This window comes from Methylophilus sp. 5 (assembly GCF_000515275.1).
GTDB lineage: Bacteria > Pseudomonadota > Gammaproteobacteria > Burkholderiales > Methylophilaceae > Methylophilus.
Genome location: NZ_KI911560.1, coordinates 474,201 through 498,163, shown reverse-complemented (window position 1 = coordinate 498,163; position 23,963 = coordinate 474,201). Strand labels below are relative to the sequence as shown.

General features: G+C 51.7%; 18 protein-coding genes, 3 tRNA genes and 3 rRNA genes. 23 read left to right on the top strand and 1 reads right to left on the bottom strand.

Features of this window, described 5'->3' with window-relative positions:
- The first annotated feature begins 2 nt into the window (after positions 1-2).
- The 10 genes from METH5_RS0102160 (at position 3) to rrf (ending at position 11,029) form a co-directional block, all read left to right on the top strand.
- The gene (locus METH5_RS0102160; protein WP_051412815.1) at positions 3-1,268 is read left to right on the top strand and encodes an O-antigen ligase; all 1,266 of its coding nucleotides are present in this window, start codon (positions 3-5) and stop codon (positions 1,266-1,268) included.
- A complete protein-coding gene (locus METH5_RS0102155) occupies positions 1,252-2,364 on the top strand; it encodes a glycosyltransferase family 9 protein (RefSeq protein WP_029146955.1) in 1,113 nt (370 codons plus the stop codon). Before METH5_RS0102160 ends, METH5_RS0102155 begins: the two co-directional genes overlap by 17 nt.
- Positions 2,357-3,409, top strand: coding sequence for a glycosyltransferase (locus METH5_RS0102150; protein ID WP_029146954.1), 1,053 nt, complete (start codon positions 2,357-2,359; stop codon positions 3,407-3,409). The genes METH5_RS0102155 and METH5_RS0102150 overlap by 8 nt, the downstream gene beginning before the upstream one ends.
- Before the next feature lie 10 nt (positions 3,410-3,419).
- Positions 3,420-5,153, top strand: coding sequence for a lipid A export permease/ATP-binding protein MsbA (gene msbA / locus METH5_RS0102145; RefSeq protein ID WP_029146953.1), 1,734 nt, complete (start codon positions 3,420-3,422; stop codon positions 5,151-5,153).
- A gap of 75 nt (positions 5,154-5,228) precedes the next feature.
- Positions 5,229-5,305, top strand: a tRNA-Met gene (locus METH5_RS0102140).
- 345 nt (positions 5,306-5,650) lie between these two features.
- A 16S ribosomal RNA gene (locus tag METH5_RS0102135) occupies positions 5,651-7,189 on the top strand.
- A gap of 87 nt (positions 7,190-7,276) precedes the next feature.
- A tRNA-Ile gene (locus tag METH5_RS0102130) sits at positions 7,277-7,353 on the top strand.
- A 9-nt stretch (positions 7,354-7,362) separates the two neighbouring features.
- Positions 7,363-7,438, top strand: a tRNA-Ala gene (locus METH5_RS0102125).
- Between the two features lie 369 nt (positions 7,439-7,807).
- Positions 7,808-10,692, top strand: a 23S ribosomal RNA gene (locus tag METH5_RS0102120).
- Between the two features lie 223 nt (positions 10,693-10,915).
- Positions 10,916-11,029 (top strand): 5S ribosomal RNA (gene rrf / locus METH5_RS0102115).
- Together the 16S, 23S and 5S rRNA genes with 3 tRNA genes alongside form the textbook arrangement of a ribosomal RNA operon.
- Positions 11,030-11,199: 170 nt before the next feature.
- On the opposite strand, the gene METH5_RS0102110 is transcribed toward rrf, so the two are convergent.
- Positions 11,200-11,706 carry a hypothetical protein gene (locus METH5_RS0102110; RefSeq protein WP_029146952.1) on the bottom strand — a complete coding sequence of 169 codons (507 nt, stop codon included), beginning with the start codon at positions 11,704-11,706 and terminating at the stop codon, positions 11,200-11,202.
- A 176-nt stretch (positions 11,707-11,882) separates the two neighbouring features.
- Here METH5_RS0102110 and ispD point away from each other — a divergent pair, with 176 nt between their 5' ends.
- The 13 genes from ispD to METH5_RS0102045 all read left to right on the top strand — a co-directional run bounded on the left by ispD (position 11,883) and on the right by METH5_RS0102045 (position 23,947).
- Positions 11,883-12,590 carry a 2-C-methyl-D-erythritol 4-phosphate cytidylyltransferase gene (ispD, locus tag METH5_RS0102105; RefSeq protein WP_029146951.1) on the top strand — a complete coding sequence of 236 codons (708 nt, stop codon included), beginning with the start codon at positions 11,883-11,885 and terminating at the stop codon, positions 12,588-12,590.
- Positions 12,587-13,069, top strand: a complete 483-nt coding sequence (ispF, locus tag METH5_RS0102100; RefSeq protein WP_029146950.1) for a 2-C-methyl-D-erythritol 2,4-cyclodiphosphate synthase — start codon at positions 12,587-12,589, stop codon at positions 13,067-13,069. Before ispD ends, ispF begins: the two co-directional genes overlap by 4 nt.
- A 5-nt stretch (positions 13,070-13,074) precedes the next feature.
- A complete protein-coding gene (locus METH5_RS0102095) occupies positions 13,075-14,904 on the top strand; it encodes an ABC transporter ATP-binding protein (RefSeq protein ID WP_029146949.1) in 1,830 nt (609 codons plus the stop codon).
- Positions 14,905-15,139: 235 nt separating this feature from the next.
- Complete coding sequence (gene gspG, locus METH5_RS0102090; protein ID WP_029146948.1) at positions 15,140-15,562, top strand: type II secretion system major pseudopilin GspG; 423 nt, start codon at positions 15,140-15,142, stop codon at positions 15,560-15,562.
- Positions 15,563-15,568: 6 nt separating this feature from the next.
- Entirely contained in the window at positions 15,569-16,741 is a 1,173-nt protein-coding gene (locus METH5_RS0102085) for a type II secretion system F family protein (protein ID WP_029146947.1), read from the top strand.
- Positions 16,738-18,423 (top strand): GspE/PulE family protein, encoded by a 1,686-nt coding sequence (locus tag METH5_RS0102080; protein WP_029146946.1) that lies wholly within the window; start codon positions 16,738-16,740, stop codon positions 18,421-18,423. Before METH5_RS0102085 ends, METH5_RS0102080 begins: the two co-directional genes overlap by 4 nt.
- Positions 18,404-19,231: a hypothetical protein gene (locus METH5_RS0102075; RefSeq protein WP_029146945.1), complete on the top strand. Its 828-nt coding sequence runs from the start codon at positions 18,404-18,406 to the stop codon at positions 19,229-19,231. Before METH5_RS0102080 ends, METH5_RS0102075 begins: the two co-directional genes overlap by 20 nt.
- Positions 19,221-19,787, top strand: coding sequence for a PilN domain-containing protein (locus METH5_RS0102070; RefSeq protein WP_029146944.1), 567 nt, complete (start codon positions 19,221-19,223; stop codon positions 19,785-19,787). The genes METH5_RS0102075 and METH5_RS0102070 overlap by 11 nt, the downstream gene beginning before the upstream one ends.
- Entirely contained in the window at positions 19,784-20,413 is a 630-nt protein-coding gene (locus METH5_RS0102065; protein ID WP_029146943.1) for a hypothetical protein, read from the top strand. Before METH5_RS0102070 ends, METH5_RS0102065 begins: the two co-directional genes overlap by 4 nt.
- Complete coding sequence (locus METH5_RS0102060; RefSeq protein WP_029146942.1) at positions 20,403-21,047, top strand: hypothetical protein; 645 nt, start codon at positions 20,403-20,405, stop codon at positions 21,045-21,047. Before METH5_RS0102065 ends, METH5_RS0102060 begins: the two co-directional genes overlap by 11 nt.
- On the top strand, positions 21,044-23,056 hold the full coding sequence (locus METH5_RS0102055; protein WP_029146941.1) for a secretin N-terminal domain-containing protein: 2,013 nt from the start codon (positions 21,044-21,046) through the stop codon (positions 23,054-23,056). Before METH5_RS0102060 ends, METH5_RS0102055 begins: the two co-directional genes overlap by 4 nt.
- Positions 23,056-23,568: a type II secretion system protein gene (locus tag METH5_RS0102050; RefSeq protein WP_036307477.1), complete on the top strand. Its 513-nt coding sequence runs from the start codon at positions 23,056-23,058 to the stop codon at positions 23,566-23,568. The genes METH5_RS0102055 and METH5_RS0102050 overlap by 1 nt, the downstream gene beginning before the upstream one ends.
- On the top strand, positions 23,555-23,947 hold the full coding sequence (locus tag METH5_RS0102045) for a type II secretion system protein (protein WP_029146939.1): 393 nt from the start codon (positions 23,555-23,557) through the stop codon (positions 23,945-23,947). Before METH5_RS0102050 ends, METH5_RS0102045 begins: the two co-directional genes overlap by 14 nt.
- Positions 23,948-23,963: the final 16 nt, after the last annotated feature.

Below are 23,963 nucleotides of genomic sequence, written 5' to 3'. Positions count from 1 at the left end.
GCATGTTTGCAACTTTGTCAGCTAAGCCAGGCAACTCCCTCGCCATGCCGCGTATGTTGATCAATGCCTGCTTGCTGTTTGCGGTGATGATCATCGCCTGGAGCCCATTTTCTGGCGGCGCACGGTTGCCTACCTTGCTACTGGCTATTGTTGGCGCCGGGCTATTTCTGGCTAAGTTTTCAGACTTAAGCAAGCAACTGGCGGTGCGCCGCTGGACGACCGTGTTCTTGCTGTTGTGGCTGCCGATGTGGCTATCTTTACAACATGCGTTTGATGTGAAAGCGACACTTGCAGCCATTGCCTGGTTTAGCCTGATGTATCTGGCTGGCCTTGCGCTGGTGGTGCTGTTGCAACAGGCCGCGTACAGGCGGCTATTCGCGCGCGGCGTGAGTTGGGTGATTGCGCTGTGGATATTGGATAGTGCCATCCAGTATTTGTTTGGCCTGGATGTGTTGGGTATGCCTAAAACGCCGGAAGGACGCATTACCGGTATGTTTAGTGATTTGCACCAGGGCATATTGATGTTGGCGGTGTTGCCGCTTACTTTTTATCACCTGCAGCCCAAACATGGCTGGCTGGCCTGGGCAATGTTGCTGGGTGCTGGCGTTGTTGTTGTATTGTCTGGTGCGCGTGGCTATCTCTATATTTATATGCTGATGTTGTTGCTCGGCCTGTGGCGGCAGCAGCCGGGCTGGAAGGTTTGGCTGGCTGTATTGTGCATCCCGTTACTGATTACGCTATGTTCTAGCATGCTCAATCCACAGTTGGCAAAGACCAAATTTCAGGCCACGCAAGCAGTGGCAGCATCAGAGCAGTCTACATTTGACCGTGTTAATCATGCGTTGACCTATCGCCTCAATTTGTGGGAAACCGGTTTGCATATGTGGCAGGCCGAGCCAGTCACCGGCATCGGCAGCAATAACTATAAGCATGCCTATGCGCAGTATGCCAGTCGCGCGGATGACCGTTTTGTCGCTAGACGTACGCATAGCCACAATATTTATGTCGAATGGCTGGCGGAAACCGGGCTGGTCGGAGGCTTGGGTCTGGTGGCGATTGTGGTGTTATGTGTGCGCTGGTTCAGGCAGGCCGATATGCTCAGCCAGCACCAGGCATGGCCTTATGCCTTGCCATTGATGGTGATTTATTTTCCTGTTAACACCACCCAGCCTATGCTGGTGCCATGGTGGTTCCCGGTATTGATGTTGCTGGCCTGCGCTTTTGTCGCCAGCCTGGAGCGGAGCAGCAGTCATGACAGCGCCGCCTAGGCTGATGCAATACCGGGATAGCGATTGTTTGAACGCCACGCTGGATCACACCATTGCGCGTGATTTGCCACGCGATCCCGCCATCAAGCGCATCCTCATCATGAAATGGGGCGGTATGGGCGATATCGTCATCAGCACTGCCATCATGGAGGATATTCGGCTGGCTTTCGCACAGGCAGAATTGCACCTGAATACCATGCCAGCCTGGCAATCGTTATTTGCCCATGACCCCAGGTTTCAGCGGGTGTGGTGCGTTAACTTGCAGCAAAAGCCAGGCCGCTGGCGTGCTTATAAACAGTGGCTGGCCGAGGTGTCTGCCATGCAATACGACCTGATTATTGACCTGCAAACCAACGATAAAAGCCGCGGCTTGCTGGCGCTGCTCAGGCTAATGGGCAAAGCGCCGGCCTGGTTGCTAGGCAATCACCCGCGATACCCTTATACGGTTAAACAGCGACAGCATTTGCCGCAAGCGCACAGTTTTCAAATCATGCAGCAAACTTTGCTGGCAGCTGGTATTGCCTTACGCACTCACGGCCCAAAGCTGCATATTGCGCCATCTTCAGTGGTGGCTGCTAAGCAGTTGCTGGCGCAACATGGGTTGCAATCCAAAGCGTTTGTGGTTTTTTTGTGCGGTAGCCATGCCAGTGGCCTGACCAAACGCTGGGGGGCTGCACACTATGCCGCCTTGGTTGCCGACTATATTCAGCGAGGCGAGCGAGTGGTCTTGCTTGGCGGACGTGATGAGGCGGATGAATGCCTGGCGATTGCCCGCCAATATCCGCAGCAAGTAGTGAATTTATGCGGGCAAACCAGTTTGCTTGAGGTGCCAGTGATCTGTGCGCATGCCAGCGCGATTGTGGCCAATGATACGGGGACGGCGCATCTGGCCGCAGCGACTCACACCCCCATGACGGTGATTTGTGGTCCGACCAATCCGTTGCGGGTCAAGCCGCCTGGGCAGCATGTGCTTGCGCTGCAACTCGACCTGCCCTGCAAAAATTGTTATGCCAAGCAGTGTAGTCATCACTCTTGCATGCAGCAATTGTCACCACAGCGCCTGCTGCCATTTCTGCCTAGGTCAAGTCATGCCTAAGGTCATCTGGTGGGGGCGTTCTGACCTCAATTATTCCCGCAACCGTATTTGTCGGCAGTTGTTGCAATCCTTGGGCTATGACGTGATTGATTTTTCACCTCGCGTCAGCGCCCTGGCTGATATTGAGGCCCAATTAAAAGGATTCACAGCTGATTTGGTCTGGGTGCCTTGTTTCAGGCATCGCGATGTGGCGGCCGCCAGCCGATGGGCGCGCAAAAAAAAGATTCCGGTATTGTTTGACCCTTTGATTAGTGCCTGGCAAAAGCAAGTGTATGAGCGGCAGAAATATGTTGCCGAGAGTGCATCGGCAAAACGTTTGTTAACCCGTGAAACCAAATGGCTGCAAACGGTGGATATGGTATTGCTGGATACCGAACCACAGCGGCAAATGTTCATGAAGCGCTTCAAGCTAACATCCGCACAAACCGCCTGTGTCTATGTTGGTGCTGAGCAGCCGCTATTTGCCCCGGCCGATGCTAAGGCCGCCCCAGCATTGGTCGAAGTCTTGTTTTATGGCAGCTTTATTGCCCTGCATGGCGTAGAGACAGTGATTGCTGCCGCCAGGCTGATGAGCAACCAGCCCCATATTCGCTGGGTGTTACTGGGCGATGGCCCGGCCAAAGCCAGTGCCCAGCAGCAGGCAGCAGGGCTCGCTAATGTGCGTTTCGAGCCAACGATGTCTTATACGCAGCTTCCACACCGTATTTCACAAGCCGACATTGTGCTCGGTGTGTTTAGTGATTCAGAGAAAGCCGCGCAAGTGATCCCCAATAAAGTGTTTCAGGCCTTGGCATGCGCAAAACCAGTGATCACGCGTGCTAGTGCAGCTTACCCGGTAGGAATAAATAATGGCCCGGATAGCGGTTTATGGCAAATCGAAGCGACGAATCCGCTAGCACTGGCCGAAGCGGTGATGCAGTGGTCGCATTGCGCACGCGACAAAGGCCAGGTTGCTCATACCTTATATAGCGCTTATTTTTCTCAAGACCGACTACAGCAGCAATTGCTGGCGGCACTGACTTCCATGCACATCAAGCCGCAATAAATAATCCGTCATGCACAATACGCAAAGCACTTATACACAATTGGCCAGACTCATGGCCTACATTAAGCCCTATTGGCTGACCTTTGCCATGGCGCTATGTTGCCTGGTGATACTTTCCGCCAGCAACACCGGTTTTTTGAGCACGATCAAGCATGTGACAGATGAAGGCTTTGCCGGGCATGCCGAAAACAGTTCGCGCATTTATCTGGCTGCCATGCTGTGTGGCCTGCTGTTTGTACGGGCGCTGGCCGGGTTTGGTTCCAGTTACCTGGTGCGTATTGTCGGACGACGCGTGATTGAAGATGTGCGTAATCACGTGTTTGGCCATATGCTCATGCTGCCTGCCAGTTTTTTTGACCAGCATGCCATCGCCAATATCACCACCAAAATGACTTTTGATTGCGAGCAACTGTATAGCGCTGTCACCAAGGTCATTATTTCATCCATTCGCGATAGCCTCACCATTATTGGTATTGTGGCCTATATGCTCTATCTGGATTGGAAACTTACGCTAGTATTTTTGATGCTGGCACCCATCATTACCCGCTATCTTAAAAAAATGACGCCCAAACTGCGCAACTCCGGTAAGCAGGTGCAAGCCAGCATGACCGATATGACGCAGGTGATTGAAGAGGCTGCCAGTGGTCAGCGTGTGGTCAAGGTATTTAACGGGCAGGCTTACGAATATCAGCGTTTCAGCCACATTGCGGCCAAGAATCGGCAGATGATGGTGAGGCTGGGGCGGATTTCAGGGCTTAATAGTATGTTCGTTGAAATGCTGGCTGCGCTGGCACTGGGTATGGTCATCTATTACTCTGCAGGCCAGTTTACTGCCGGTGAGTTTGCGGCATTTATTGGCGCCTTGCTCATGTTGATCGGTCCGGTGAAAGCCATTGCCTCAGTCAATGAAGATGTGCAAATTGCCGTCACGGCCTGCCAGAGCGTGTTTGCCGTGCTGGATGCACCGGCAGAAGCTAATCGGGGCGAGCTGACGCTCACGCAGCCGATCAAACAGATTCAGTTCCAGAATGTCGCTTTTAAATATCCTTATGGGCAACATGCCGCATTGGCAAAACTTAATCTGACCATACAGGCGGGTGAAAGTATTGCGCTGGTGGGCATGTCTGGTGGCGGCAAATCTACGCTGGTGCATCTGTTGCCGCGCTTTCATGAGGTACAGCAAGGCAATATCTTTATTAATGGGGTCGATACTCAGCAACTGGCATTGCCGCATTTAAGGCAGCAGTTTGCTTTGGTTAGCCAGGACACCGTACTGTTTAACGATACGATTTATCATAATATCGCCTATGGCAGCTTGCGCAGCGCCTCAAGAGAAGAGGTCATTGCTGCAGCAAAGGCGGCGTATGCCTGGGAATTTATCGAAAAACTGCCGCAGCAATTAGATACCCATATTGGCGACCGTGGCCTCCGTCTATCTGGCGGCCAGCGTCAGCGCCTCTCCATCGCACGTGCCATGCTCAAAAATGCACCTATATTGATTCTTGACGAAGCCACCTCGGCACTGGATAACGAATCAGAACATAAAGTGCAAGCTGCCTTGAATCAGCTCATGGTAGGTAAAACCACCATCATGATCGCGCATCGCCTGACCACCATACAACATGCCAGCCGAATTATCGTGATGGATCAAGGTCAAATCGTAGAACAAGGGGTGCATGCGCAGCTGATCCAGGCTGGCGGCAAATATGCCGCGCTCTACAATATGCATACAAAAGCCAAATAACTGTTGACACTGTTTTTGAAAGTTTGCTATAGTCTCACCTCTCGACGCAACACAAGTTTTACAAGTCGATTCGGACGCGGGATGGAGCAGTCTGGCAGCTCGTCGGGCTCATAACCCGAAGGTCACAGGTTCAAATCCTGTTCCCGCAACCAAGCAAAAAAATGAGTTTAAAATTAAATAAATTTCATGCTTGACCGATCAAAAAACCTCTGTATAATGCGCCCTTCGCTTGAAACGAAACGTTCAGCGAAAAGCCTTCGAGGCACTGTTCTTTAAAAATTAGGATGACTGATAAGTGTGGGTGTTTGTAGTTGAGTGAAGCGCATTTAATGCGTAGAAACTCAGAAAATACAAATGCTTACACTTAGATTTATGACAAGTATGTACAGTGTAAAAACGCACATACCTTGAAATGAATTTGAGTACTTACATTTATGTAAGTAAAGCGAAACGAATACCGCCTCTGAAAAGAGGTAAAAAAGTAATAGTTAGGAATTAAACTGAAGAGTTTGATCCTGGCTCAGATTGAACGCTGGCGGAATGCTTTACACATGCAAGTCGAACGATGAACCTTAGCTTGCTAGGGGGATTAGTGGCGAACGGGTGAGTAATATATCGGAACGTACCTTGTAATGGGGGATAACTAGTCGAAAGACTAGCTAATACCGCATACGCCCTGAGGGGGAAAGTAGGGGATCTTCGGACCTTACGTTATAAGAGCGGCCGATATCTGATTAGCTAGTTGGTGGGGTAATGGCCTACCAAGGCGACGATCAGTAGCTGGTCTGAGAGGACGACCAGCCACACTGGAACTGAGACACGGTCCAGACTCCTACGGGAGGCAGCAGTGGGGAATTTTGGACAATGGGCGAAAGCCTGATCCAGCCATTCCGCGTGAGTGAAGAAGGCCTTCGGGTTGTAAAGCTCTTTCGCAAGGGAAGAAAACTTACACTCTAATAAAGTGTGAGGCTGACGGTACCTTGATAAGAAGCACCGGCTAACTACGTGCCAGCAGCCGCGGTAATACGTAGGGTGCGAGCGTTAATCGGAATTACTGGGCGTAAAGCGTGCGCAGGCGGTTTTGTAAGTCAGATGTGAAATCCCCGAGCTCAACTTGGGAACTGCGTTTGAAACTACAAGACTAGAATATGTCAGAGGGGGGTAGAATTCCACGTGTAGCAGTGAAATGCGTAGAGATGTGGAGGAATACCAATGGCGAAGGCAGCCCCCTGGGATAATATTGACGCTCATGCACGAAAGCGTGGGGAGCAAACAGGATTAGATACCCTGGTAGTCCACGCCCTAAACGATGTCTACTAGTTGTTGGTGGAGTAAAATCCATGAGTAACGCAGCTAACGCGTGAAGTAGACCGCCTGGGGAGTACGGTCGCAAGATTAAAACTCAAAGGAATTGACGGGGGCCCGCACAAGCGGTGGATTATGTGGATTAATTCGATGCAACGCGAAAAACCTTACCTGGCCTTGACATGCCACTAACGAAGCAGAGATGCATTAGGTGCTCGAAAGAGAAAGTGGACACAGGTGCTGCATGGCTGTCGTCAGCTCGTGTCGTGAGATGTTGGGTTAAGTCCCGCAACGAGCGCAACCCTTGCCATTAATTGCCATCATTTAGTTGGGCACTTTAATGGGACTGCCGGTGACAAACCGGAGGAAGGTGGGGATGACGTCAAGTCCTCATGGCCCTTATGGCCAGGGCTTCACACGTAATACAATGGTCGGTACAGAGAGTTGCCAACCCGCGAGGGGGAGCTAATCTCAGAAAGCCGATCGTAGTCCGGATTGTTCTCTGCAACTCGAGAGCATGAAGTCGGAATCGCTAGTAATCGCGGATCAGCATGTCGCGGTGAATACGTTCCCGGGCCTTGTACACACCGCCCGTCACACCATGGGAGTGGGTTTTACCAGAAGTAGTTAGTCTAACCGCAAGGGGGACGATTACCACGGTAGTATTCATGACTGGGGTGAAGTCGTAACAAGGTAGCCGTATCGGAAGGTGCGGCTGGATCACCTCCTTTCTAGAGAAGATCACTCGGCTTCAAGCATTCACTCTTATCAGTCATCTGAAATATAAGCAGCAACAAAGATTTAGGCAAACCGCCTTAGGGTCTGTAGCTCAGCTGGTTAGAGCACCGTCTTGATAAGGCGGGGGTCGTTGGTTCGAGCCCAACCAGACCCACCACTCTATATTGGGGGATTAGCTCAGCTGGGAGAGCACCTGCTTTGCAAGCAGGGGGTCAACGGTTCGATCCCGTTATCCTCCACCACCTTATTGATGGTTTGGGTGAGTAGATCTTTGTTGTAGTTTAGAGATTAGAAGCAAGCGTTACTTGTGTAGTGTTTGCTTCTAGTTTTTTTACTAGACTGTTCTTTAACAAAATGGAAGAAGTAAAGGAATATAGGTTGTGTGATGACAACTTATATTCAATGGGCGATATTATTTTTTAACCGGAAATAATATCGATTGATTGCAAAATCATAAATATATTAAACGCAAGTTGAGACGCGACATTGATGAGTAATCATAAATGAAGCAAATCTAACGAGGTTTGATAGTGCTTTAGAATTACCTGTAACGCGCGTCTCATGCGCGACGAAATCTAGATTTAAAAAGGGTTTAGGTTTTAACGTTATAGGGTCAAGTGAATAAGTGCATATGGTGGATGCCTTGGCGATTACAGGCGATGAAGGACGTGATAGCCTGCGAAAAGCTTCGGGGAGCTGGCAAATAAGCTTTGATCCGGAGATGTCCGAATGGGGAAACCCACCCGCAAGGGTAACTCCTCCTGAATATATAGGGAGGTAGTGGCGAACCGAGTGAACTGAAACATCTAAGTAACTCGAGGAAAAGAAATCAACCGAGATTCCGTAAGTAGTGGCGAGCGAACATGGAATAGCCTGTTATTTTTAGCAGATGCGATAGTAGAACGGAATGGAAAGTCCGACCGTAGTGGGTGATAGTCCCGTATACGAAATCCCGTCTGTGGAACTAGGGTAACGAAAAGTAGGGCGGGGCACGAGAAACCTTGTCTGAACATGGGGGGACCATCCTCCAAGGCTAAATACTCGTAATCGACCGATAGTGAACAAGTACCGTGAGGGAAAGGCGAAAAGAACCCCGGGAGGGGAGTGAAATAGATCCTGAAACCGTATGCATACAAACAGTGGGAGCCTCTTCGGGGGTGACTGCGTACCTTTTGTATAATGGGTCAGCGACTTACATTCAGTGGCAAGCTTAACCGATAGGGGAGGCGTAGAGAAATCGAGTCCGAATAGGGCGAATTAGTCGCTGGGTGTAGACCCGAAACCAAGTGATCTATCCATGGCCAGGATGAAGGTGCCGTAACAGGTACTGGAGGTCCGAACCCACAAATGTTGAAAAATTTGGGGATGAGCTGTGGATAGGGGTGAAAGGCTAAACAAACTTGGAGATAGCTGGTTCTCTCCGAAAACTATTTAGGTAGTGCCTCGTATATCATTCTCGGGGGTAGAGCACTGTTATGGCTAGGGGGTTCATAAGAACTTACCAAACCATTGCAAACTCCGAATACTGAGAAATGCAATTACGGGAGACAGACCATGGGTGCTAACGTCCGTGGTCAAGAGGGAAACAACCCAGACCGACAGCTAAGGTCCCAAATGACGTGCTAAGTGGAAAACGAAGTGGGAAGGCATAGACAGCCAGGATGTTGGCTTAGAAGCAGCCATCATTTAAAGAAAGCGTAATAGCTCACTGGTCGAGTCGTCCTGCGCGGAAGATGTAACGGGGCTAAGCACGTAACCGAAGCTTCGGATGCCATATTTATATGGCATGGTAGGAGAGCGTTCTGTAGGCCTGCGAAGGTGTGCTGTGAGGCATGCTGGAGGTATCAGAAGTGCGAATGCTGACATGAGTAGCGATAAAGGGAGTGAAAAGCTCCCTCGCCGAAAGCCCAAGGTTTCCTGCGCAACGTTCATCGGCGCAGGGTGAGTCGGCCCCTAAGGTGAGGCAGAGATGCGTAGCTGATGGGAAACAGGTTAATATTCCTGTACCTCTATACAATGCGATGTGGGGACGGAGAAGGTTAGGTCAGCCGGGTGTTGGATGTCCCGGTTCAAGCGTGTAGGTTGGTTCTTTAGGCAAATCCGGAGAGCTAAGACTGAGACGTGATAACGAGTCTGCTTGCAGATGAAGTGATTGATACCATGCTTCCAAGAAAAGCCACTAAGCTTCAGTTGTATAAGACCGTACCGCAAACCGACACAGGTGGGCAGGATGAGAATTCTAAGGCGCTTGAGAGAACCCGGGAGAAGGAACTCGGCAAATTAGCACCGTAACTTCGGGAGAAGGTGCGCCCCGGTAACGTGTATAGACTTGCTCTAGAAGCGTGATGGGGTTGCAGTGAAAAGGTGGCTGCGACTGTTTAATAAAAACACAGCACTCTGCAAACACGAAAGTGGACGTATAGGGTGTGACGCCTGCCCGGTGCTGGAAGATTAAATGATGGGGTGCAAGCTCTTGATTGAAGTCCCAGTAAACGGCGGCCGTAACTATAACGGTCCTAAGGTAGCGAAATTCCTTGTCGGGTAAGTTCCGACCCGCACGAATGGCGTAACGATGGCCACACTGTCTCCTCTCGGGACTCAGCGAAGTTGAAATGTTTGTGAAGATGCAATCTCCCCGCGGCTAGACGGAAAGACCCCATGAACCTTTACTGCAGCTTTACATTGGACTTTGACAAGATTTGTGTAGGATAGGTGGGAGACTATGAAGCGGTGTCGCTAGATATCGTGGAGTCATCCTTGAAATACCACCCTGATGTTGTTGAGGTTCTAACCTAGGTCCGTAATCCGGACTGGGGACCGTGTATGGTAGGCAGTTTGACTGGGGCGGTCTCCTCCCAAAGAGTAACGGAGGAGTGCGAAGGTAACCTAGGTACGGTCGGAAATCGTACTGATAGTGCAATGGCATAAGGTTGCTTGACTGCGAGACGGACAGGTCGAGCAGGTGCGAAAGCAGGTCATAGTGATCCGGTGGTTCTGTATGGAAGGGCCATCGCTCAACGGATAAAAGGTACTCTGGGGATAACAGGCTGATTCCTCCCAAGAGTTCATATCGACGGGGGAGTTTGGCACCTCGATGTCGGCTCATCACATCCTGGGGCTGTAGCCGGTCCCAAGGGTATGGCTGTTCGCCATTTAAAGTGGTACGTGAGCTGGGTTTAAAACGTCGTGAGACAGTTTGGTCCCTATCTGCCGTGGGCGCTGCAAGTTTGAGGGGACCTGCTCCTAGTACGAGAGGACCGGAGTGGACGCACCTCTGGTGGACCAGTTATCATGCCAATGGTATAGCTGGGTAGCTAAGTGCGGAAGAGATAAACGCTGAAAGCATCTAAGCGTGAAACTCGCCTCGAGATGAGACTTGCCTCTGGCTTTAAGCCAGCTAAAGAGTCGTTCAAGACCAGGACGTTGATAGGTCAGGTGTGGAAGTGCAGTAATGCATTAAGCTAACTGATACTAATTGCTCGTGAGGCTTGATCCTATAACCTTAAAACTTAGATGACCTGATAGGTAACTATCAATAATCTGATAAGGTGTAGTTCAAAGCAATATGATTTGGCAATCATCTAGAAATAAGAAACACAAGTTGTTTCATACCCTAATCCCATTGAAAAACAAGCAGAAACGCTTGCATCCTTTACTTCTTCCAATTTGTTAAAGCAGGCCGAGTAACTTCGGCACCATGCATAACATTACCAGTTATGTTTGGGGACAATAGCGGTTTGGAACCACCCCTTCCCATCTCGAACAGGGCCGTGAAACGAACTTGCGCCAATGATAGTGTACTCTTCGTATGCGAAAGTAGGTCATCCCCAAGCTCCTATTCTAAAAACCCAGCACAACAGTGCTGGGTTTTTTATTGCCTGAAATCAATAGCAAAAATCAAATGTAGCTTTGCTCTATGCTGCAGTTATCAATAAAAGCCTCCTTGTTAGGGAGGCTTTGTTATTTAAACCGTTATCGGCTAATTGATGGTTTGCCATTTGCCTTATTCTGCTAAGCAGGCACGATTGTTGGCTTGCAGCCGTTTGCCTTGTTCCACCCATTCCAGGCGGTAAGATTTGCATTTCTGATTGCCTTGCATAAAGTCTGCCGTTGGTGTCAGGTGGTATTCAACACGATTATTGGGGTTGACCCAGTGTACTGGCTGCCCGATGCGTCCAAGTTCAAGTGCGTGGCCAATACAGCCTCTGTCATTATTGTCTATGGCTTTACCAATCTGGTTGCCAATGACGGCACCAATCACTGAGCCCAGAATAACGGCAATGGGCTTATTGCTGCCTTCGCGGACACTGGCGACGGTTCCCACGGTCTGCCACTGGCACTCACCACGCATCACACCGTAGTCTCGTTGCCACTGGTAGCCTGAATAACCTTGATAATAAGGGGCATGTTTTTTTCTCCAGCCATGGGCCGGTGCGTGAGCCGGTGGATCTGCGTAACTGGTGCCTAAAGATGCTGCCAGGAGATAAGTAATAAGCCGCTGGTTATGCATTTCGTATGCGTCATGATGGTGCCAGAGAATATATATTGTTGTGTCGGCTGTTGCTGCTTGATTATAAAATGCTTTTTTTGCATATGGCTATGTATGAATATAGTGATCGGCTGCGAATAAAAGCGATGTGTGATCAGCGCAAAAGAAACGTATGGGCGGCATGATAAAATGACGGGATGACTCAATATCATGTCCTGATTCCCAGCGCCGGCAGCGGCTCGCGCATGCAGAGTGCTGCTCCAAAACAATATTTGCCGCTCAATGGGAAACCAATCTTGCGTCACGCTATCGATACCTTTGAGGCGATGCCCGAGATTAGCCAGGTTTTTATTGTGATTGCGCCTGAGGATGCTTATTGGTCGGAGAACCTTTTGCAGGGCTGTCATAAAACACAGGTATTGTCTTGTGGTGGTGATAGCCGGGCGGCATCGGTGTATAAGGGCTTGCAAGCCATGGCGTCATACGTTAATCAGGATGATTGGGTGTTGGTGCATGATGCGGCACGCCCTGGCCTGGATGCTGCGATGGTACAGCGTTTAATCGCTGCTATCAGCTCGACGGATGTCGGCGGTTTGCTCGCCTTGCCGCTGGCAGACACCCTAAAGCGCGCCGATACGACACAGCAAGTCGCAGAGACGATTCCACGCGAATCATTGTGGCAGGCGCAGACACCGCAAATGTTTAAAGCCGGCATGTTGCAGCAGGCACTGGCGGCACATTTGCCGCGTCAGCCTACCGATGAGGCGCAGGTCATGGAGTGGGCGGGCTATGCTCCCAAACTAGTGCTGGGTGATTTGAAAAACTTAAAAATTACGTATCCGCACGATATTGCCGTGGTATTGGCACTGATGCAGGCTACACAGAGCGAACAGGATGCAAAATGATCCCTTTTAGAGTGGGCCACGGATTTGATGTACACGCACTGGTGACTGGCCGCGACTGTATTATCGGTGGCGTCAATATCCCGCACAGTCACGGCTTGGATGGCCATTCGGATGCTGATGTCTTGTTGCATGCGATTTGTGATGCCTTGCTCGGCGCTGCGGCTTTGGGCGATATTGGCAAGCATTTTCCGCCAAGCGATATGCGCTTTAAAGGCATAGATTCGCGTGAATTATTACGCCATGTAGCAGTATTGCTTGCTGACAAGGGCTATCAGGTCGGTAATATTGACGCTACGGTAATCTGTGAAGCACCCAGGTTGGGTAAGCACACAGCACTGATGTGCGCGAATATTGCAGCTGATTGCAATGTTGCAATCGACCAGGTGAACGTGAAAGCGACCACCACAGAAAAACTTGGCTTTACCGGACGCAGCGAAGGCATTGCTGCCGAGGCCGTTTGTACCATTTATTCCAAGTAGTGATCATGCGATTATTTAGCCGTTTTGAAGGATTGGTGTCTCCGTTTCCGCGCGAGATACTTAATCAGCTTCCCACCCGTTTTTGGCCCTTTATGTGGGCATGCTCTTATGGCATGCGCCGCTATATTCTGGCGATGACTGTGCTTACTGCCTGTATCGGTTCATTTGAGGCGTTGTTATTTGCCCTGATGGGTAAAGTGGTCGATAAACTGACTGCCATTACGCCCAGCCAACTTTGGAGCATCCACCACGACACCTTGTGGATGGTGGCGGCAATTCTGATGGGCAGTACGCTGGTCATCGTGTTACAAACGTTGATCAAGCACCAGACGCTGGCGGGTAACTTTCCCATGCGTTTACGCTGGCAGTTTCATCAACATATGCTCAACCAAAGCATGGGCTTTTATCAGGACGAGTTTGCCGGCCGTGTCTCAGCCAAGGTAATGCAAACCGCGCTGGCTGTGCGCGAAGTGTGGTTTATTCTGGCTGACATCATGGTGTATGTGTTGCTTTACTTCACCACGATTGTGACTGTCGTCGGCAGCTTTCACCCGTGGATGGTGTTGCCGTTTTTGGGCTGGTTACTGCTTTATGCATGTGCCCTGGTCTATTTTATCCCGCAGCTGGCAAAGGTTTCCCAGCATCAGGCGGACGCGCGTGCGCTGATGACAGGCCGTATTACCGATGCCTATACCAATATTTCTACTGTGAAATTGTTTTCGCATGCCGGGCGTGAAGCCGGTTATGCGCAATCAGCCATGCAGGAGTTTCTAGATACCGTGCATGGGCAAATGCGCATGGTCAGTTGTGTCGAAAGCATTAATCACTTTTTAAACATGTGTTTGATTATTGCTAGCGGCAGCATGGTGTTGTGGCTGTGGTCACAAAGCCTGGTGGCAGCAGGCGCAGTGGCCGCCGTCATGGCCATGGGCTTGCGCCTGAACGGCATTTCGCACTGGGTGATGTGGGAGCTGACCTCGCTCTATGAGCAGATTGGCACCGTGCAAGACGGTATGAATACATTATCAGTCGAAAATCGTGTGGTCGATGTGCCGGACGCGCTGACATTGCATGTGCCAAAAGGCGAGGTGTTGTTTCAGCAAGTGGACTTTGCCTATGACAAACAGGCGCCGCTGCTACAAGATTTTAACCTGCACATTCGGCCAGGAGAGCGTGTTGGCCTGGTCGGGCGCTCTGGTGCCGGTAAATCGTCACTGGTTAATTTGCTGATGCGCTTTTATGATATTCAGGCGGGGCATATCCGTATTGACGGGCAAGCTATTGATACCGTTAAACAGGATTCTTTACGTCAGCAGATTGGCATGGTGACACAAGATACTTCTTTGCTGCATCGCTCGGTGCGCGAGAATATTTTATATGGTCGCCCGGATGCCAGTGATGAAGACATGATCACGGCAGCCAAGCGTGCGGAAGCGCATGAGTTTATTCTCACCCTGCGCGATGCCAAAGGTCGCACCGGCTATGATGCGCATGTAGGTGAACGCGGCGTCAAACTGTCTGGCGGGCAGCGTCAGCGGATTGCCATTGCACGCGTCATGCTTAAAAATGCGCCAATATTGGTGTTAGATGAAGCGACCAGTGCGCTGGATTCTGAGGTGGAATTGGCGATTCAGCATCATTTGGCGCAATTGATGGAAGGCAAAACAGTGATTGCGATTGCTCACCGATTATCGACTATCGCTGCCATGGACAAGCTGATCGTGCTTGATCAGGGTCGCATTGTAGAAGCCGGCACCCATCATCAACTGCTGGCGCAAAATGGCATTTACGCCAAATTGTGGACACATCAGAGTGGCGGTTTTTTGGGCGAGTGAACGGCCACCCTTGTTACGACTCTCTCGCGACAATTCTTTAATCCATTTAAAAAAATTTCAATAAATGTTACTCTTAATTGGGTGTTGACCGCCCAGTCAGAGCGTTTATCCCATCTTCAGTCAGCTTGGCGGCGTTAATTCAACATTACAACTGTGACAGCGTGTCATATTGCCGCCACTTTTCTGCAATCTAATCTGCTTAGTATTGTCATCAAATTTTCATGGAGTGTTAGCGATGCCTTGTCGTTCTGTTCGGAACAGTCGCGGTTTTACTTTGCTGGAGTTGCTGGTGGTGATGGTCATTATCGGCTTGCTGGCGGGCTATGTTGGGCCTAAGTATTTTCAGCAGATTGGTAAGTCTGAAGTGAAAACGGCCAAGGCGCAAATTTCGGCGTTGGAGCAGGCGCTGGATCAATACCGGTTGGATGTCGGGCATTACCCGACGACTGAGCAGGGTTTACTGGGCTTGATGAGCAATGCAGATAACAATATACACTGGAGCGGCCCTTACCTGAAAAAAAACGTGCCGAATGACCCGTGGGGTAAGCCTTACCAATATCGAGCCCCCGGCCAGCATGGTGAATATGATTTATTCAGCCTGGGTAAAGACGGCCAGGTCGGCGGCAGCGACGAAGCGCAGGACATTACCAACTGGTAGACTGCCATGCATTATCAGGCAAAAGTTCTCAATGGTTCTACGCTGGCAATGGTAGAGCTACAGGCTGACGATGAGCAGGACGCATACGCGCAACTGAAATCCAAAGGCCTGATGCCGGTTTCTCTGCATGCGCAAAAAACGGCCAAGGTATCCAGGCGTGAAGCGTTTCCACTGGCCTTGTTCAGCCAGGAGTTATTGGCTTTGCTGGATTCTGGCCTGAACCTGGTCGAGGCCGTCGATGCCTTGGCACTGCGCCAAGATCATACGCGTACGGTATTGCAAGGCATCTTGCAGTCTCTGCAGCAAGGTAAGTCATTCTCCGCCGCCCTTGAGCGCCAGCCAGCGGTGTTTCCGCCGCTCTACATTGCCACCGTCAAAGCGGCTGAGCGTACTGGCGATTTGGGCAATGCTCTAACGCGCTATATTGCCTACGACAACCAGGTCTCATTGCTCAAAAAGAAAATCGTCAGCGCCTCAATTTACCCCTTGTTGCTGATTGTGGTGGGCGGCCTAGTGATTGCCTTTTTAATGGGGTTTGTCGTACCCAAATTTAGCAGTGTCTATGAAGGCACTGGCGCTGATTTGCCCTGGATGTCAAAAGTGATGTTGCAGTGGGGCACGCTGATTTCACAACATGGTGAGACCATGCTGGCGATATTGGTAGCACTGGTGGTTGGGCTGGTACTGCTCTTCAAAACGCCTGCGACGCGACAGTCTATGCTCAAAGCAATTTGGCGTATTCCGGCCATTGGTGCAAAACTCCATCTCTACCAGCTCGCCCGTTTTTACCGCACATTAGGCATGTTGCTGGCAGGCGGTACACCGATCATGACCGCCCTTGATTCGCTGGGCGGATTGCTGGATAGCAGTATGGCGCGCAGTCTGCAGCAGGCGCAAACCATGATTAGCCAGGGTCAGCCACTGTCACATGCGTTTCAGACGGTCGGTATGACTACGCCGATTGGCGAGCGCATGCTGTTGGTTGGCGAACGCGGTGGCAATGTGGCGCAGATGATGGACAGCATTGCCGGTTTTTATGATGAAGAGCTGGCACGCTGGATAGACTGGTTTACCAAATTGTTTGAGCCTTTGCTCATGTTGTTTATCGGCCTGGTCATTGGTGTGGTCGTGCTGTTGTTATATATGCCGATTTTTGAGCTGGCGGGGCAAATTCAATGAATCAGCCTTTGCCCATGTTATCGGCCGACTTGTTATCCCACGCGCAAACACAGGCCTTGCAGCAACAGCGCCGCGTGATTGAGGTGCTGGAAGACATGGCCCCGGTAGACAGCGAAATGATGGTCAGCCAACTGGCGCATTTGCTGCATTATTCTGTGGCGACCATGCGCGACATGCGCGAGTGGCAAGTGGCGTTTGACGTAGTGAGCTATAACGAGGCGCAGCAGAAAGAGTGTCTGGCATTTTATGATGCGGCACAAACCCTCATTCTGGTGTTTGCTGACCCGTTTAACCGCCAGTTACCATTATGGGCACAGCATGCAGTGCAAGTACCGTTTGAGTGGCGCTTGGCGCACCGGCTGGAAATCAGTGCCTATCTGGCTGGTGAAGAAGAAACCATGCGCGCCATGGATGGCGTGGGACTCTCAACCGAGCATGCAGCCGCAGAAGGCGACGAAGAAGTCGTCATGCAATTGTCGCTGAAGTCTATTCATGAAGATGCCAACCCTATCGTCAAGCTGATCAATTCGACCTTATACGATGCACTCAAAACCGGGGCCAGTGATATTCACCTCGAAACGCACCCTGGTGGCCTGGCGGTGAAGTACCGTATTGATGGTGTGATGGCCAGCATTGCCAATAGCCCTGGCCTCGATAGTGCCGAGCAAGCCATTTCGCGGATTAAAGTCATGGCGCAACTGGATATTGCCGAGCGCCGTATTCCGCAAGATGGCCGCTTTAAAGTACATGCCATGGGTCGCTTGATCGATTTCCGTGTGTCGATCATGCCGAGCGCTTTTGGTGAAGATGCGGTATTGCGTGTACTAGACCGCAAGGCGCTGACCGAACAGGCGCAGGGCCTGAGTTTGAAAGCTTTGGGCTTTGATGACCAGGTGATTGCTGGCTTTAGAAAATTGGCCAGTGAGCCCTATGGCATGGTGCTGGTGACCGGCCCTACCGGCAGCGGTAAAACCACCTCTTTATACGCGGCCATTTCAGAGGTGAATACTGGCTTTGACAAAATTATCACCATTGAAGACCCGGTTGAGTATCAGTTGCCTGGTGTGCTGCAAATTCCGGTCAATGAGAAAAAAGGCCTGACTTTTGCGCGCGGCTTGCGCTCTATTTTGCGCCATGACCCGGACAAAATCATGGTGGGTGAAATCCGTGATGCCGATACCGCCCAAATTGCCGTGCAAGCGGCGCTTACCGGGCACCTGGTGTTTTCAACCGTGCACGCCAACAGTGTGCTGGATGTGATCGGCCGCTTTATGCATATGGGGGTGGATCCTTACCATTTTGTGTCGGCCGTGAATGGCATTATTGCCCAGCGCCTGGTGCGCGCCTTGTGTCCGCATTGTGCCGAGCCTTTTGTACCAGACGCAGAGATGTTGCGTGCCTCTGGCTTGAGTACCGAGCAAGCCGCGACCATGCAGTTTCAGCATGCACAGGGCTGCGGCCATTGCCGCGGCACCGGTTACAAGGGGCGTAAAGCGGTGGCAGAAATGCTGGTGCTCAATGATGAGCTACGTGAAATGATTATTGCCCGGCAGCCGATTCGGCAACTGAAAGAAGCCGCGGCCAGAAATGGCATGCGCACTATTCGTGAGGCCGCGATCAGTGCAGTGGCCGCAGGCATGACCAGCTTACAGGAGATTAACCGTGTCACGTTCATTGCCTGAATTGCATTGGCGAGGCTTAACGCGGGTGCTGGTGTTGGCTGACCAGTTGCTGGCGGAGTATTGGCCTGCCGGACTACGTTCGCGCAGGGTGCTGGCGCAAACCGCCTGGGTTGGTACCGATTTGCAAACGGCATTGCAGGCGTTGCTGGCACAACTGCCCGCCACACGCTGGCAGCGCATTGAGCTTTATCTGGCAGACAAGCATGTGCATTTACTGCGATTGCCCGCCATGGCGCAAACCATGCAAGCACTAGATTTTTCTGGCCAGGAGCAGCAGGCGTATGCACGTGCTATTTTGATGCAAACCTACGGTGAAGCCGCCCGGGCCTGGCCGTTTCGATTACAAGATCTCAAGCAACCGCAGGACAGCCTGCTGGCCGCTATTCCTGCTTTGCAAGCGCTGGATTTACCTGCATTGCTGGCTAACAAAGCCATGCAGTGGGCGGCGCAACCCTACGCATGCGCCTTGTGGGCACGCACCCGTTTACCGGCGAGCGGCACGGTGCTGACTGCTGAGCCACATATGCTGCGGTTATTGCATCTCGCGCAGGGGCGGATTAGCCACGTTGCCAGTTTAGCGACAAATATGACCGACGTCGCCCCGATTGCCGACTGGTTAATGCGCGAGCGCACGTTGCTCGGTGCACAGGCCAGCACCTGTTATTGGTTGCAGGAGCCCGGTTGTGAGGCAATGGTGCAACGCGGACGCCGCTTAAAACAGGCATTGTCAGGCCAAATGCCGTGGCAGATTTTGCTCGCCGAGCGCGCGGTTACCAGCTTGCATCAGGAGGCCGTGCATGTGGCCTAACCCCAATTACCAGCTGGAGTTCTCACGGCCAGCCTTTGCCTGGCAAACCTTGCGCTGGCCTGGTGGGGTACTGGTGATGCTATTGGCCGTATTAGTGACCGTCAACTATGCCGGGTTGGCTGAGACAGAGGCGCAGTTGCAGCAACTTGCGCAACGTCATCAACAGCTTGTGCAGCGAGATGCCGTTGCGACGGTCGAACATCTGCCTGTGGCAAAAGTGGCGGCTAAACTGCCCGTTGCCGTATTAAGCCAGCCGCAGCAAAAAGCGGCCGAAAAAGTGGTGCAGCAGCTCAATGTGCGCTGGTTTGATTTGCTACAGGCATTAGAGTCACAACAAGTGCCAGAGATTGCGTTATTGCAATTGTTACCAGATGCCAACCGTGGTCAGTTTGTGCTCTCAGGTGAAGCCAAAAGTTACCAGGATTTGCTCAAGTATGTGAGCCAGCTGCAAGCGCTGCCTGCGCTCAGCCAAGTGCATCTGCAAAAGCACCAGGTCAACGAAAGCCATCCGCAACGCCCGGTGAGTTTTGAGATCCAAGGCGGGTGGCAACCGTGACGACATTACGTTTGCCTGCGCCGATGACGCTGGTCTGGCTGCTGCGCCGTTGCGCGTGGTATGTCGGTTGGGTGCCTATGCTGTTATCACTGGCATTATTTATCCTATGGGGCGTGTTGTTACAACAGCAGTCTAAACAAGTAGCACAGCTGGATGCACTGAAAAAAGAGATTCACCAGTTGGCGACTAAGCCCGCGCGCCCGGCACAGGCCAGGCCTGTTGACGTGGCAAAGGTCGAGGCACGAGACAGCGCCACTCCAGACCAGCCTGTGCAATTAGCCACACTGTGGCAGCAGCTGCCAGTATTTGCCGACCTGTCCCCGCGTATGATCACGATCGCCAGCATGGCGCAAAAACGGCAGATTGCACTCAATGTCGGCGATTATCAGTGGCAAGCGCATCAGGCCAGCGACATGACGCATGACATTCAGCAGTTTGATATGCGGTTTACCATACAGGCCGACTATGCGACTTGTCGTCAGTTTATGCTGGATGTCCTTAGACAGTATCCGTCTATGGCATTGACCGGCCTGGAGTTGCGCAAAAACGAGACCGTGCAACCAGTGATTGATGCCACACTGACGTTCTCGGTGTTTATTCGAGGAGGGCGTGCACATGGCGCCTAAGTCCAACGCATCGACGCGACCACTGTTGTGGCTGGGCTTGCTGCTGACGCTGGGCCTGGTGTATTGGCAATGGGCGCAAGACGAGGCAGTTGATGTGCCTGAGGTCGTGGCCGTGAATCATAGCCAGGCACAGCCGGTATCAGCGACGCAGGCTGCGCCTGAGTCGCAACCGCTAAATAACCAGCCAGCTAGTCAGTCAGCCACTGCGCCGGTTTCCGTTGCAATATCCGCTACGGAGAGCACTTATTTTACGCGCCAGTTACCTGCCGCAAAAATGCGTCATGCCCTGTTTGTGGCGCATGAATGGCTGCCGCCACCGCCTAAACCACAACCGCCGCCACCGCCTGAGGCGCCACCATTGCCTTATATCTATGTTGGTAGCATGCAGGATGTGCCAGGCGGTGACGCGGTGATTTTAATGCAGCAGAAAAAAATGGTATTGCCCAAACTGGGGAGTAACGTCACCGCGCAGTGGCGCCTGGACCGTGAGGATATGCAAGCCGTGTATTTCACTTATTTGCCACTGAATAAAGTGGTAGTGCTGAGTAAAACCAAAACAGCGGCAGCGGCTGGCCAACGCCAGGCCATGGCCGATGCTGACAATAATCCTCAAGAAGAAATGCTTAATCAATGAACGCTTTTAACGTAAATGCGACCCTGCGTAGCGTGATTCCACGCTACGTCGCCATTAGTTTGTCGGCATGGGTGTTGTCATCATGCGGCCTGTTTCCACCCAAGCTGAGTGCCACCACGCCAGAAGGCAAAGTGCATGAGCTGGCGCAACAAGTCGCGGAGCGCCCGGCCGATGTGACCTTGCGTAACCGCTGGTTCCGCGAGCGTGAGCAAGCGATTAATGCGCTGTCAGCCGAGGCAGAAGCCGCCGATGTCAGAGGCGATATTGCCACAGCCAAACAAGTGTATGCGCGTATTTTAACGCTGGATGCGCACCACATTAAAGCGCTGGCTTATGAAAATGCCAGTGCACGTGAAATTGCCTTGCGCAAACAGCTGGACGCCGCTAAACAGCATATGGATAACCCGAAACAGGCTTTGAAAGAGGTGCGTGATGTGTTGCTGGAACAGCCGACCAATGCGCAAGCGCAAGCCCTGGAAAAACAATTGATTGCGATGGAGCCACGTGCGCGTGCCGCTTTGCCACAACTGCAAACTGGCTTGAGCAAGCCAGTGACACTGGAGCTGCGCGATGCCAATATCAAAATCGTTTTTGAGGCTTTGTCACGCGCCACAGGCGTCAATTTTGTGCTCGATAAAGACATCAAGCCTGAGACCAAAGCCTCGGTATTCGTGAAAAAGATGCCGATTGAAGAAGCGATCGACATGGTGCTGGCCAGTAACGGTTTGCAAAAAAAAGTGCTGTCAGCCAATAGCATGCTGGTGTATCCGGCCACCCAGCAAAAAAACAAAGACTACCAGGACTTGCTCATTCGCAATTTTTACTTTGCCAATACCAGTGCCAAGCAGTGCGCCGATATGTTGCGCACTATTTTGAAAATACGTGATGTGTATGTCGATGAGCGCCTGAACATGCTGGTGCTGAGAGACCGGCCAGAAGTGCTGGCGCTGGCAGAAAAAATGATCAAGGCGCAAGACATCGCCGACCCCGAAGTGATGCTGGAAATCGAGGTGATGGAAATCACGCGCGGCAAAATGAACCAGTTGGGGATTGTCTATCCGTCGTCACTCACCGTGCTGGACAGCCAGTTGACGCTGGAGGCGCTCAAACGCATCAAGTCGTCTGATATTGGCGTCAGCCCTAACCCCAGCTTGCAATTTAAAACCACGGATACCGATTTAAATTTGCTGTCTAACCCGCGTATCCGCGTTAAAAATAACGAAAAAGCCAAAGTGCTGGTCGGCAACAAGGTGCCGGTGATTACCACTAACACCACGGCTAACGTGGGCACCTCAGAAAGCGTATCTTATGTGGATGTTGGCCTCAAGCTTGAGGTGGAGCCACGTGTGATGCTGGATGATTTTGTCAGCATTAAAATCAACCTGGAGGTGAGCTCGCTGGGTGAAGCCATTACGCTGAGTAATAACTCTAAGGTCTATAACATCGGCACCCGCAATGCGACCACCATGCTAAGACTCAAGCACGGCGAAACGCAGATTCTGGCAGGCCTGATTCAGGATTCAGAGCGCAAAAACGCAGACAAACTGCCGGGCTTAGGTGAGATCCCTATTTTGGGCCGCTTGTTTTCGCGCCATATTGATGAAAAAAATAAAACAGAAATTGTGCTGGCGATCACGCCTAAAGTGATCAGTAACGTGACGTTGCCAGAAGCAACATTCTCCGAGTACTGGAGCGGGACTGACACGGTGATTTCTGACAAGCCGTTGTTAAACAGCATGCCGAGCAACACACTCACACGTGGCCAGCAGGCACGTGAACAACAACAGCAACGTCAACGCGAGTTAAATGATGCTGCTGATGTACCAGTCAATGACACACCAGACGCTGCGCCAGCACCAGAACCAGTGGCTTTGCCTACCCCAGATGCACTGCCTGCCAATACCGAGTCTATGCAGCCTGCCCCAGCCATGCCGGGATTGTCTAATAACGTGAATGGGATCTCTGAGCAGGGCACGACCACCTTACCGGCACCCAAGGTGATTCCTTAATGCGCTTGTGTGATCCGTTTAAACGTCGCCTGAGTGCACAGGCCGGGTTTACCCTGATTGAGTTGATGGTGTCGCTGGTGATTGTGGCGATTATGGCCAGTGTGGCGACGCCGATGATACAGCTGACGCTGCAGCGACAAAAAGAGCAGCAACTACGCGAGCATTTGCGTGAGATGCGGCGCGCAATTGATGCTTATAAAAAAGCAGCCGATGAAGGCCGGGTAAAAAAGAATGCTGATGCCAGTGGTTATCCGCCCAATTTACAGGTGTTGGTAGACGGTGTGGACGATGCCAAGAGTGCTAAACATGAGCGCTTGCGTTTTTTACGGCGTATTCCGCAAGACCCGATGCTGACTGGACAAGCCAGTGCTGGCTTGGGTCAAACGGTGGGCTGGGGCCTGCGTAGTTATGACAGCCCGCCGGAGCAGCCGCGTTACACGCAAGACTTGTACGATGTATATTCATTAAGCACGCAGACTGGAATCAATGGAGTGCCTTATGCGCAGTGGTAAGCGGTGGCAAACAATGCGCGGTTTTACCTTGGTAGAACTGTTGGTGGTGCTGTCGATTTTGGCTTTGCTGTTATCGCTGGCGGTGCCGCGTTATTTTTATGGGGTGCAGCGCGCCAAAGAGCAGGCGCTCAAGCAGCAACTGGCCACCACGCGCAAAGCGCTCGATGAATATTATGCTGATCAGGGGCAATACCCGGACACCTTACAGGGGCTGGTCGACAAGCATTATCTGGACAAATTGCCGTGGGACTCGATTGCCGAGCGCAATGATGCCTGGGTGATTACGCCGCCAGAGCTACCTTTGGTGGGGGGCGTGTACAGCCTGCATAGCAGTGCGACCGGGCAGGCCGATGATGGTTCGGCGTATACCGACTGGTAGCGCCACAGGTTGTTGC